Raw genomic sequence first — 11,574 nt, 5'->3', positions numbered from 1 at the left:
CACGTCACAGGACGAAGCTGATCGATACGTGATCTACACCTATCTCGTCATAGGCGACATTTTGAAATTGAAGGCAGATGTCGACGCCCACGCTCCAGCCGCTGCCGAGTGAGGGTTGTCAAGGTGGACACTCTTTGGACATTTCTGAAAAAATTTAGCTCTGACTGCTGAAAGAAAACAGTTCTTCAGAAACGAAAAAGCCGCGCAATGCGCGGCTTTCAGGTTTGGTGGGCCCACACGGACTCGAACCGTGGACCAAAGGATTATGAGTCCTCTGCTCTAACCAACTGAGCTATAGGCCCTCAGTAGGCCGCGGATTATAGCGACGGTTTCGCGGCTGTGCTATCCGAAAAATCCGATACGGTTACATGCAGAAACGTCGCGGCGAATTCCTCCGGGGGCAGCGGCAGGCTGACGATGTAGCCCTGGATCTGTTCACAACCTTCTGCGGCGAGGAATTGTTGTTGCGCCTGTGTTTCCACGCCTTCGGCAATCACGGTGAATTGCATGCTGCGACCGAGCGCGATGATGGCGCGTACGATCGCTGCGTCGTGGGGGTCGTCAGGCAGTCCGCGGACGAAGGATTGATCAATCTTGAGGATGTCCAGCGGCAGGCGTTTGAGGTAGCTGAGCGAGGAGTAGCCGGTGCCGAAGTCGTCGATCGCCAGTTGCACGCCGAGGTGTTTGAGTTGGTGCAGCACCGCCAGCGCCTCTTCGGCCTGACTCATGATGAAATTCTCGGTAATTTCCAGTTGCAGTAAATCCGGCCTGAGGCGGTTGTCCTTGAGCAGTTGTTCGATGCGCACCAACAGGTTGGGCTGACGCAATTGCGCACCGGCGAGGTTTACCGAAAGCGGCCCCAACGGTTGGTAGATCTCGTTCCACTCGAACATCTGCCGGCAAGCGGTCTCCAGCACCCAGTCACCGATCTGCAGGATCATGCCGTTTTCTTCCGCGAGCGGAATGAAATGCTCGGGCGGCACGTCGCCGAAGGTCGGGTGGCGCCAGCGAATCAGCGCCTCTGCGCCGACCAGACTGTGATCGACCAGGCTGATTTTCGGTTGGTAATAGAGGAACAGCTCATCACGCTCGATGGCACGGCGCAGTTCGTGCTCCAGCGCTATGCGCTCGCTGGCCTGGGCGGTGAGGTCGCGGGTGTAGCTTTCGACGCGGTTACGCCCCTTGGCTTTGGAGCGGTACATCGCCGCGTCGGCGTTTTTCACCAGCGTGGCCACATCGCAACCGTCGCGGGGATAGAGGCTGGTGCCGATGCTGGCGCTGATAAAGAACTCGTGTTCGCCGGCCTGAAACGGCGCGCCGAAGCAGTTGAGCAGTTTCGTCGCGATGTTGTCGGCGTCGCTGGCTTGCTGCAAGCCTGGCAACAGGATGATGAACTCGTCACCGCCCAATCGCGCGACCGTGTCGATATCGCGCAGTTGTTCTTTCAAGCGCACGGCAATGCCCTTGAGCAACAGGTCGCCGACCGGGTGACCGAGGCTGTCGTTGATGTGTTTGAAGCGGTCGAGATCGAGAAACAGCACCGCGCCCTGGCCGCCATTTTCCTGCTGGCTGGTCAGGGCCATTTGCAGGCGGCTCTCGAACAAAGTGCGGTTGGGCAAACCGGTGAGCGGGTCGTGGTGGGCCTGATAATCTAGCTTGGCCTGGGCGTGCTTGAGGCTGGAAATATCGGCGAACACCGCGACGAAGTGAGTGATGAACTTGTCGCGATTGCGCACCGCGCTGATTGTCAGCCAGCTCGGGTACAGCTCGCCGTTCTTGCGCCGGTTGGAAATCTCGCCTTGCCAGTGTCCCTCGTCGGTCAATTGATGCCACATCGCAGCGTAGAAAGCGCTGTCATGCAGCCCTGAGGCCAGCAAGCGTGGCGTGTGGCCCAGCGCTTCACTTTCGCTGTAACCGGTGATTTCGGTGAAAGCACGATTGACGGCGCTGATGTGTTGTTGAGTATCGGTGATCAATACGCCCTCGGCGGTGCTCTCGAAAACGGTGGCGGCCTGCTGCAGTTTTTCCTGCATGAGATGGCGTTCGGTGATGTCGCGGGCGATGGTCAGCATGCAATCCTCGTCGCCAATCGGCAGCGGTCGACTGGACACTTCGCACAGGCGAATCTGCCCGTCGCTGCGACGGATGTGGCATGTGAAGTCGCGGACGAAACCGTCGCGTTGCAGCAGGTCGAGCATCTGTTTGCGTTCGTTGAGGTTGACCCATATACCCAGATCCAGCGTCGAACGATCCACTGACATGGCGCTGTTGAAACCGGTGATGCGGCTGAAACCTTCGTTGACCTCCAGCAGCAGGCCGTCGCTCTGGCGCGACAGCAACAGGCCGTCGGGCGACGCATGGAAAGCCTTGGCGAACTTCTCTTCAGAGGTTTGCAGTTGCTGTTGGGTTTCCTTGAGCTGGCTGATGTCGCGCACCACGACTACCAGCGCCGGCGTGGTATCGAGGTCGAAGGGTTCGGCGGAAATCAGCCCGGTGAACAATTGGCCGTTGTTGCGGCGAAAGGGCATTTCCAGATTACGGATGCTGCCGGCCTGCAAACGCTGCAAGAGGCCCGGCCCGACCCCGGGAATGCCCCAGATATTGAGGTTGGTGGCGGTCTGGCCGATCACCTCCTCGGCCCTGAGGCCGATCTGCTCCTCGAAGGCCTCGTTGACCTCCAGCAGGCAGCCGTCGGACAGGCGCGCAATCACCAGAATGTCCGGGCATTGCTCAAACACCGAAGCGAACTTCTGCTCGGACAGCCGCAGCGCTTCTTCGGTGCGTTTGATTTCGCTGATATCGATCATCAACCCGCGCATCACCGGTTCGTGGCCATGCTCGATCAGGCTGACAATGTCGCGCACCCACAGGCAGCGGCCGTCGGCGGTGATCACGCGATAATCGACGATGTGATCGCGGCCCTGGCGCAGCGCCTCCCTGCAATAGTTCTGCGTGCGGGTCAAATCGGCGGGATGAATGATGTTGTGCCAGAAACCCGGAATCAGCCAGTGAGACTGTGGATACCCGAGCAGGTCTTCAGCATGGGGCGAAACATAGCTGTAGGTGAAGTCGCTCATCCGCGCTTCCCAGGCGATGGCTGACAAGCTCTCCACCAGGCCGCGGTAGTGATATTCGCTGCTGCGCAGCTCTTGTTCGAGGTCGATGCGCCGGCTGATTTCCGAGCTCAGGCGGCGGTTGATGCGAATCACCACGGCGAGGATCGTCATCAGCAGCAACAGACCGGGCAGACCGTACATCAGCAGGTCCGACCAGAACGTGCGGTGGTCGAGCACATTGCCGACCCAATGTTCCTGGATGCTACTGATTTCCGCCGGCGTCATGTCGGCGAGGACTTTATCAAGTATCCCGACCAGCACCTTGTTGTCGCGGGGCACGGCCATCGCCAATTGATAGCGATATGGGGTTTCGCCGCTGACGTAGAGGCCGTCGAGCTTGAGTTGGCGCAGGCTCCACACGCTGGAAGCGAGATCGCCGACCACCGCGTCCACTTCATCGGTCGCCAAAGCTTGCAGCGCCGAGCTGACATTGGGCATGGCGACCAGATTCAGATCGGGGTGGTGAGTACGCAGCAGTTCGTGGGGGGCGTAGTTTTCCACCACGGCGATTTTCAGACCGTACAGGTCGTCGAGTTTGCGCGGCTGGGCGCCGCCGACATGGGCAAGGATGACGATCGGGAAGTCGAGGTACGGCCGGGTAAATGCCAGGTAATTCTGGCGCTCCGGCGTGGACATGATCCCTGGCAGCAAATCGATCTTGCCTTTTTTCACCTGCTCCAGCACCACCGTCCAGCTTGCCGGTTCGATGGGCGTCAGCTTGATCGCCAGGCGTTGGCGAATCACGTCGATATAGTCAGCGGCCAGACCCTGATAGCGGTTCTGATCGTCTCGAAATTCGAAAGGCGGCCACGACGCGTCGACACCCAGGCGCAAGTCAGGGTGAGCCGCCAGCCAGCTGCGTTCTTCATCGGTGAGAGTCAGCGCGTCAGCCGTGGCGGTGCAGATCATCAATGACAGCAGAAAAAGCACGGGCGCCAGTTTGGGCATAACGCTCTCGTCACGGCTTGGGGATGATTGTTTCGAGTGTAGACGGGGTACGCGGTGGGGAGGGCGGAGCGGGGCATTTAATCTGCCATAAAACAAAACCCCCGGCCTGGGCCGGGGGTTCTGGTATCACTCGTCGAGGAAGGAGCGCAGATGCTCGCTTCGCGTCGGATGGCGCAGCTTGCGCAGCGCCTTGGCTTCGATCTGACGGATCCGCTCACGCGTTACGTCAAACTGTTTGCCTACTTCTTCGAGCGTGTGGTCGGTGTTCATGTCAATACCGAAACGCATGCGCAGTACCTTGGCTTCACGGGCAGTGAGGCCGGACAGCACTTCGCGAGTCGCTTCCTTCAGACTTTCCACCGTGGCGACATCGATTGGCGACTGCATGGTCGAGTCTTCGATGAAGTCGCCCAGATGGGAGTCTTCGTCATCACCGATCGGGGTTTCCATGGAGATCGGCTCTTTGGCGATCTTCAGTACCTTGCGGATCTTGTCCTCAGGCATTTCCATGCGTTCGCCCAGCTCTTCCGGAGTCGGTTCGCGACCCATTTCCTGCAACATCTGCCGGGAAATACGGTTGAGCTTGTTGATCGTCTCGATCATGTGCACCGGAATACGGATGGTGCGCGCCTGGTCGGCGATCGAGCGAGTGATCGCCTGACGGATCCACCAGGTGGCATAAGTCGAGAACTTGTAACCGCGACGGTATTCGAACTTGTCCACCGCCTTCATCAGACCGATGTTGCCTTCCTGGATCAGATCGAGGAATTGCAGGCCGCGGTTGGTGTACTTCTTGGCGATCGAGATCACCAGACGCAGGTTGGCTTCAACCATCTCTTTCTTCGCGCGGCGGGCCTTGGCCTCACCGATCGACATGCGACGGTTGATGTCCTTGATTTCCGCGATGGTCAGGCCGGTCTCGGTTTCCAGCGCAATCAGCTTCTGCTGGCAACGGATGATGTCCGGCTGCACGCGACCGATGGCTTCGGCGTACTTGCTCTTGCCTTTGGCCAGGGCGTCGGACCAGCTTTCGTCGACTTCGTTGCCCGGGAACTGACGCAGGAAATCGGCGCGCGGCATACGTGCATCACGTACGCACAGCTGCATGATCGCGCGCTCTTGCTGACGCAGACGATCCAGGGCACTGCGCACACGCTCGACCAAGGCTTCGAATTGCTTCGGCACCAGTTTGATCGGCATGAACAGCTCGGCCAGGGCCAGCAACTCGGCAACCGCTGCCTTGTTGTGACGACCGTGCTTTTTCAGGGCCTTGCGGGTGATTTCCATCTGGTCGGCGACGGCGCCGAAGCGCTGCGCCGCGATGACCGGGTCCGGACCGCTTTCGGCTTCTTCTTCGTCATCGGAAGATTCGGCATCATCGTCATCGGTATCGTCGTCGGCCTTGACGGCTTTCGGGTCAACCGGCGGCGGCACTTCTGCCGCAGGCGGCGCAATGCCGTCGTCCGGGTCGATATAACCGCTCAGGACGTCGGACAGGCGACCACCTTCGGTGGTGACGCGGGTGTACTCGGAGAGAATGTGGTCAACCGTGCCGGGGAAGTGCGCAATTGCGCTCATCACTTCACGAATGCCTTCTTCGATCCGCTTGGCGATTTCGATTTCGCCTTCACGGGTCAGAAGCTCGACCGTACCCATTTCACGCATGTACATGCGCACCGGGTCGGTGGTGCGACCGATATCGGTCTCCACCGCCGCCAACGCAGCGGCTGCTTCTTCCGCAGCGGCCTCGTCGGTATCGGCGTCGGCCAACATAAGGGCGTCCGCATCCGGAGCACTCTCGTGTACGGGGATCCCCATGTCGTTAATCATGCGGATGATGTCTTCCACCTGCTCCGGATCTGAAATATCCTCGGGCAGGTGGTCGTTGACCTCGGCGTAAGTCAGATACTTCTGCTCACGACCCAGTTTGATCAACTCAATAATACGAGACTGCTGTTGCGCTTTTCCGGACATAACACCCTATCCACTGAAGGTCTTGGCGGGCAAAAAACAAGCCGAGGATTATACCTGAGCTATGACCTCACGCGCCAGTTGAGGTCGGGTTTGATGCGGAAACATTGCGACTTAAAAGGTCGCGCAGTTGATTTTTCTCTTCGACGCTCAGTTCGCTTTGCCGCGCTTTCCTGAGTAACTGTTCGAGATTTCGCTCGCGTTGGCGGGCGGACAAGCTAGTAATGGTGTCGAAAAACTGTTGTTCAAGGTTATCTCCGTCAATCAGCCATTCCTTTTCTGCCAGCGCCTTGAGCAAGCGACCCTGTTCAGTACCGTGCCATCGCGCGATCAACTGAAATGAGTTTAGCTTGGGATTCTTCTGTACGGCTTCGAGCAGCGCCACAAGCAACTGGGCGTTGGTCTGATTTTCATCGGCAATGTGCCCGGCGTCTTCGACGCGCTTGGCCAGTTGCGGATGATGGAGCAATGTTCTCAATGCCGTCAGGGTTGGCGATTCAACGCCAATCGGCGTGCGCGGGCGCTGCTGTTCGCGATCGCCACCACGCTTGCCGTTCTTGTCCCACGGTTTCTTGTCCCACTTCTTGCCGCCGGCGCCGGGTTTCTTCGGCGTCCATTCCTGCTGCGGCGCGTACATGTCCTGTGCCTGCGGCTGATGGTAGTCGCTGTAGTCCGGCATGGCGTCGTAATCGAAGCCCGGATCGTAGGCGGGCGGTGCTTCCTGCGGCGCACTCTGAACCAATTGGCTGACGGTTTCGCTGCTCAGGCCGGTAATCTCGGTCAGGCGCTGACGCATGAGGATGCGCAGGTTCGCGCCCGGCACCTTGTCGATCAATGGTGCGGCGAGGGTGGCCATGTGCGCCTTGCCCTCAAGAGAGCGCGGGTCGGATTCTTCGGTCAGTTGCTGGAAAAAATAATCGGCCAGCGGCTGCGCGTGCTGATTGATGCGCGCCTTGAATGCGTCGGTGCCTTCGGCGCGAACCAGGGTGTCCGGGTCTTCGCCTTCGGGCAAAAACAGGAACCGCGCGCGACGACCGTCCTGCAGGCACGGCAGGGTCGCTTCCAGTGCACGCCAGGCTGCGTTGCGGCCGGCCTGGTCGCCGTCGAAGCAGAACAATACGTTCGGGACGACGCGGAACAGGCGTTTCAAATGTTCTTCGCTGGTCGCGGTACCCAGTGTGGCGACGGCATTGCGCAAGCCTTGCTGGGCGAGGGCGATGACGTCCATATAACCCTCGACGACGATGATTTCGTCGAGGTTGCGATTGTTCTTGCGTGCTTCATAAAGGCCGTAGAGTTCCTGGCCTTTATGGAATACCGGGGTTTCCGGTGAGTTCAGGTACTTGGGCTTGTCGTCGCCCAGTACGCGACCGCCGAAGGCGATGATCCGTCCACGGGTGTCGCGGATCGGGAACATCACGCGATCGCGGAAGCGATCATAGCGCTTGCCGGTTTCGGCGTTCTCGATCAGCAGGCCGGCTTCGATCATGGCCTTCTGTTGCAGCGTGTCGCTGCTCAGATGCTTGAGCAGGTTGTCCCAGCCTGGCGGCGCAAAGCCGAGGCCGAAATCCCGAGCGATCTCGCCGGTCAGGCCGCGGCCCTTGAGGTAATCCACCGCAGCCTTGCGCGACGGATGACTCTTGAGTGCCTGCCGGTAAAAATCAGCGGCGGCGGTGAGCAGCGGGTACAGCGGCGAATCGGTCGGCTGACGCGGCTTACGCTCGCGGCCGCTTTCTTCGCGGGGGATTTCCATGCCGGCGGCTTTTGCCAGATCTTCGACAGCCTGGGGGAAATCCAGATTGTCGTGATCCATGAGAAAGCCGAGGGCGTTGCCGCCGGCGCCGCAACCGAAGCAGTAATAGAACTGTTTGTCGGGGCTGACGCTGAATGACGGGGTTTTCTCTTTATGGAACGGGCAGCAGGCGGTGTAGTTCTTGCCGGCCTTCTTCAATTGCACGCGCGAGCTGACCACGTCGACGATGTCGGTGCGGTTCAGCAGGTCGTCAATGAAGCTCTGGGGAATCAGCCCGGCCATGGCGTTCTCGTTGTCTGCGCTGCAATAAATCCGTTGCGACAGGCTGTCGGACGCGGGCCATTGCTGGAAACGCACAAAAAGTGCGGCTCGACCGGTGTCGTCTGCGTGATCGCTGTCGGGAAGTGTATCTGCCGAAAATCCACTGACGTTAGTACCTATCAGTCTTCGACTATTTGAAAGTGTTGCGCTGAATCCGCTGGCGGCCGGTTGTCGGCCTCGGATAGCTCAATAAAGCGGGCACGCATGCAGGTGCCTTGGGCTGATCGTCGTAAGAGGAATCAGTGGGTGTGCTCGTCAGTAGCCTTGAAAGGCTCGTCAGAAAAGACGTGCACCGCTGGCAAAAGAGCCAGGCCTGACGCGGTGAAGCAGATTTGTCTCGGTCGCATCGGCGGCGTCGACGGTGAAGCATCAAGCGTTTTACGCAAATGCCATTAGCCCGGCTGAGGGCCGGGCTTAGGCAAGAAGCTTGCTACGAACGTCTGTGGATTAGTACAGACGAACGGCGCGGCGCTGTTCGCGCTGAACTTTCTTGGCGTGACGCTTAACAGCGGCTGCTGCCTTGCGCTTACGCTCAGAAGTTGGCTTCTCGTAAAATTCGCGGCTACGAACTTCAGCCAGTACACCGGCTTTTTCGCAGGAGCGCTTGAAACGACGCAGAGCTACGTCGAAGGGTTCGTTCTCTTTTACTTTGACGGCTGGCATCCAGAGCTACCTTCATTCATTACCGGGGTCAACATCCTCGCGGCAAAAGAGCACTTGAAGACGTCGGTTTTTAAGGGTTGCGGATGTTAACCCCTCATCGCTCGGAATGCAAAGCCTCTGATCGAAAACCGCTGGTCGGGGCATCACGTGGCGACTATTATGCGCGCCTTCGAATTCAGCCTAAACAAGGCGCAAACCCATGCTAGTACTGGGATTAGAAACCTCCTGCGACGAAACCGGCGTCGCATTGTATGACAGTGAACGCGGTCTGCTGGCCGACGCGCTGTTCAGTCAGATCGACCTGCACCGAGTCTATGGCGGTGTGGTGCCGGAGCTGGCCTCGCGTGACCACGTCAAACGCATGCTGCCCTTGATCCGTCAGGTGTTGGCCGAGGCCGACTGCGTGCCGACCGAGATCGACGCAATCGCCTACACCGCAGGTCCTGGCCTGGTCGGCGCGCTGCTGGTCGGTGCGTCCTGCGCGCAGGCGCTGGCGTTTGCCTGGGGCATTCCGGCGCTTGGCGTGCACCATATGGAAGGCCACTTGCTGGCACCGATGCTGGAGCCGAAACCGCCGCAATTCCCGTTCGTCGCTTTGTTGGTTTCCGGTGGTCATACACAGCTGGTTCAGGTCGATGGCATTGGCCAGTACAGCCTGCTCGGCGAGACGCTCGACGATGCGGCCGGTGAAGCCTTCGACAAAACCGCAAAGATGATGGGCCTCAATTACCCCGGCGGGCCGGAAATCGCCAAGCTGGCCGAGAAGGGCGTCGCAGGACGTTTCACTTTTCCGCGTCCGATGTGTGATCGCCCAGGTCTGGACTTCAGCTTCAGCGGCTTGAAAACCTTCGCCCTCAACACGTGGCAGCAATGCGTCAGCGCCGGGGACGACGGCGAGCAAGCCCGTTGCGACATCGCGCTGGCGTTCCAGCAGGCCGTGGTGGAGACTTTGACCATCAAGTGCAAGCGCGCCCTGAAACAGGCAGGCATGAAGCGACTGGTGATTGCCGGCGGCGTCAGCGCCAACAAGGCGTTGCGGGTTTCGCTGGAAAAGATGCTCGGCGATATGAAGGGTGATGTGTTCTATGCGCGCCCGGAGTTCTGCACCGACAATGGCGCGATGATCGCATTTGCCGGTTGCCAGCGCCTGAAGGCCGGTCAGCAGGAAAGTCTGGCAATCACCGTGCAGGCACGCTGGCCAATGGAGCAGTTGTCGGCGCTGTAATGAGCGACGCTCATGGACGGCAGTCAGAAATGCCGTTCGCGCCCGGCAAACAGGTCGCGTAGATTGCCGCGATGGCGCCAGACAATCAGCAAGGTCAGCGCGCTCATTGGCAGCAAGGCTTCCGGCTCCTGCCAGGCCAGCAACGGCAGGGTCAGTGGCGTGGCAATCAGCGCCGCCAGCGAGCTGGTGCGGGTCAGGTAGAACGTCAGCAGCCAGGCGCACACCGCCAGCAGCGCGGCGGGTGGGTACAGGCCGAGCAGCATGCCGGCGGCAGTGGCAACGCCTTTGCCGCCACGAAAGCGAAAGTACAAAGGGAACAGGTGACCGATCACGGCGCATACGCCAATCCAAGCCTGATCCTGCACTGAAAGGCCCGCGCCCGAGGCGATCAGCACCGGCAGCAGGCCTTTGCACAGATCACCGAGCAGGGTCAGGATCGCCAGTTTGCGACCGGCCAGGCGCAGCATGTTGGTGGCGCCGGCATTACCCGAGCCACTCATTCGCGGATCCGGATTTCCGGTCAGGCGGCTGAGCAAAATGGCAAAGGACAGCGAGCCGAGCAGGTAGGCGAGAATCGCCAGTAACCAAAACATGCTAACTATTCCGGGCGAGGACGCCCTGATTCTAACGGCGCATCGCGCCCTTGTCGTGCAGCGGAGAGAAGTGCTTGGACAGAGTGTTTATCGAGGGCCTGGAAGTCGACACCGTGATCGGTGCCTACGACTGGGAGCGTGGCATCCGTCAGTGCCTGCGTCTTGATCTGAGCTTCGCCTGGAACAATCGCCCGGCCGCCGCCGGTGACGACCTGACCCTGGCGCTCGATTACGCCAGTGTTTCCACGCGCATTCAGGCCTTTGCCGAGCAGGCGCAGTTCCAACTGGTCGAAACCTTTGCCGAGCGTCTGGTTGAAGTGCTGATGGCCGAATTCAAGATCACTTGGGTGCGACTGAAACTGACCAAGCCGGGCGCGGTGCCGGCGGCCAAGGGTGGTGTGGGTGTGGAGATCGAGCGCGGATGTCGCTGACTCAGGTCTACCTCGGGCTCGGTAGCAATATCGAGCGCGAAACCCATTTGCGCGCAGGTCTCGATGCGCTGGCCACGTTCCTGGTGGATATCCGTTGTTCGGCGGTGTTCGAGAGCCAGCCGGTGGGCATCAAGAGCGGACCGTTCTTCAATTTCGTGGTCTCGGCCTACACCGATCTGCCGTTGATGGAGCTTGATCGGCGCTTGAAATTCATTGAGGCGGATAACGGTCGCTATGCCCCGGATCGCAAGGGCTTGCCGCTGGATATCGACGTGCTGCTGTATGGCGATCTGGTTGGTAATTTTGATGGATTGATGCTGCCGCGTGCGGAAATCCTGAAAAACGCATTTGTGCTGTGGCCGTTGTCGTTGATTGCGCCGGATCGGGTCCATCCGGGGGTGGGCCAAAGCTTTGCGACGTTGTGGGCTGAGGCGCAGATTGATCAGGTGTTGGCGCCGGTTGCGTTCGAATGGCGGGGGGAGCAGCTCACGCCTTTGGAGTTGCGGTGATATCAAATGCGCTTTCGCGAGCAGGCTCGCTCCCACATTGGATC

8 protein-coding genes and 1 tRNA gene are annotated in these 11,574 nt (G+C 59.7%); 3 read left to right on the top strand and 6 right to left on the bottom strand.

Annotated features, from left to right (window positions below):
* Window positions 1-225: 225 nt before the first annotated feature.
* The 5 genes from F8N49_RS19965 to rpsU form a co-directional block, all read right to left on the bottom strand.
* Window positions 226-302, bottom strand: a tRNA-Ile gene (locus F8N49_RS19965).
* 15 nt (window positions 303-317) lie between these two features.
* Entirely contained in the window at window positions 318-4,064 is a 3,747-nt protein-coding gene (locus tag F8N49_RS19960) for a bifunctional diguanylate cyclase/phosphodiesterase (RefSeq protein WP_151552242.1), read from the bottom strand.
* Between the two features lie 126 nt (window positions 4,065-4,190).
* Complete coding sequence (gene rpoD / locus F8N49_RS19955) at window positions 4,191-6,038, bottom strand: RNA polymerase sigma factor RpoD (protein ID WP_024014550.1); 1,848 nt, start codon at window positions 6,036-6,038, stop codon at window positions 4,191-4,193.
* Window positions 6,039-6,105: 67 nt separating this feature from the next.
* Entirely contained in the window at window positions 6,106-8,070 is a 1,965-nt protein-coding gene (gene dnaG / locus F8N49_RS19950; RefSeq protein ID WP_024014549.1) for a DNA primase, read from the bottom strand.
* Window positions 8,071-8,556: 486 nt separating this feature from the next.
* Complete coding sequence (rpsU, locus tag F8N49_RS19945; RefSeq protein WP_002551877.1) at window positions 8,557-8,772, bottom strand: 30S ribosomal protein S21; 216 nt, start codon at window positions 8,770-8,772, stop codon at window positions 8,557-8,559.
* A 199-nt stretch (window positions 8,773-8,971) separates the two neighbouring features.
* On the opposite strand from rpsU, the gene tsaD reads away from it, so the two are divergent.
* The gene (gene tsaD / locus F8N49_RS19940) at window positions 8,972-9,997 is read left to right on the top strand and encodes a tRNA (adenosine(37)-N6)-threonylcarbamoyltransferase complex transferase subunit TsaD (protein ID WP_016772883.1); all 1,026 of its coding nucleotides are present in this window, start codon (window positions 8,972-8,974) and stop codon (window positions 9,995-9,997) included.
* A 23-nt stretch (window positions 9,998-10,020) separates the two neighbouring features.
* Here tsaD and plsY read toward each other — a convergent pair whose 3' ends face one another.
* On the bottom strand, window positions 10,021-10,590 hold the full coding sequence (plsY, locus tag F8N49_RS19935) for a glycerol-3-phosphate 1-O-acyltransferase PlsY (protein ID WP_041476705.1): 570 nt from the start codon (window positions 10,588-10,590) through the stop codon (window positions 10,021-10,023).
* 74 nt (window positions 10,591-10,664) lie between these two features.
* Here plsY and folB point away from each other — a divergent pair, with 74 nt between their 5' ends.
* Together folB and folK are read left to right on the top strand one after the other, a co-directional pair.
* The gene (folB, locus tag F8N49_RS19930; protein WP_151552240.1) at window positions 10,665-11,021 is read left to right on the top strand and encodes a dihydroneopterin aldolase; all 357 of its coding nucleotides are present in this window, start codon (window positions 10,665-10,667) and stop codon (window positions 11,019-11,021) included.
* On the top strand, window positions 11,012-11,530 hold the full coding sequence (gene folK, locus F8N49_RS19925) for a 2-amino-4-hydroxy-6-hydroxymethyldihydropteridine diphosphokinase (RefSeq protein WP_071173776.1): 519 nt from the start codon (window positions 11,012-11,014) through the stop codon (window positions 11,528-11,530). Before folB ends, folK begins: the two co-directional genes overlap by 10 nt.
* Window positions 11,531-11,574: the final 44 nt, after the last annotated feature.

Origin of the sequence: Pseudomonas sp. GXM4 (assembly GCF_008923895.1) — a bacterium.
In the GTDB taxonomy this organism is placed as follows: Bacteria; Pseudomonadota; Gammaproteobacteria; order Pseudomonadales; family Pseudomonadaceae; genus Aquipseudomonas; species Aquipseudomonas atacamensis.
The sequence above is the reverse complement of the archived record's forward strand: the minus strand, read 5'-3'. Positions and strand labels throughout refer to the sequence as shown.

What these genes read in the sequence shown, in the direction of transcription:
- tsaD (WP_016772883.1), top strand. Translation starts at nt 8,972, where the DNA reads ATGCTAGTACTGGGATTAGAAACCTCCTGCGACGAAACCGGCGTCGCA.
- folK (WP_071173776.1), top strand. Translation starts at nt 11,012, where the DNA reads ATGTCGCTGACTCAGGTCTACCTCGGGCTCGGTAGCAATATCGAGCGC.
- plsY (WP_041476705.1), bottom strand. Translation starts at nt 10,590, where the DNA reads ATGTTTTGGTTACTGGCGATTCTCGCCTACCTGCTCGGCTCGCTGTCC.
- rpoD (WP_024014550.1), bottom strand. Translation starts at nt 6,038, where the DNA reads ATGTCCGGAAAAGCGCAACAGCAGTCTCGTATTATTGAGTTGATCAAA.
- dnaG (WP_024014549.1), bottom strand. Translation starts at nt 8,070, where the DNA reads ATGGCCGGGCTGATTCCCCAGAGCTTCATTGACGACCTGCTGAACCGC.
- F8N49_RS19960 (WP_151552242.1), bottom strand. Translation starts at nt 4,064, where the DNA reads ATGCCCAAACTGGCGCCCGTGCTTTTTCTGCTGTCATTGATGATCTGC.
- rpsU (WP_002551877.1), bottom strand. Translation starts at nt 8,772, where the DNA reads ATGCCAGCCGTCAAAGTAAAAGAGAACGAACCCTTCGACGTAGCTCTG.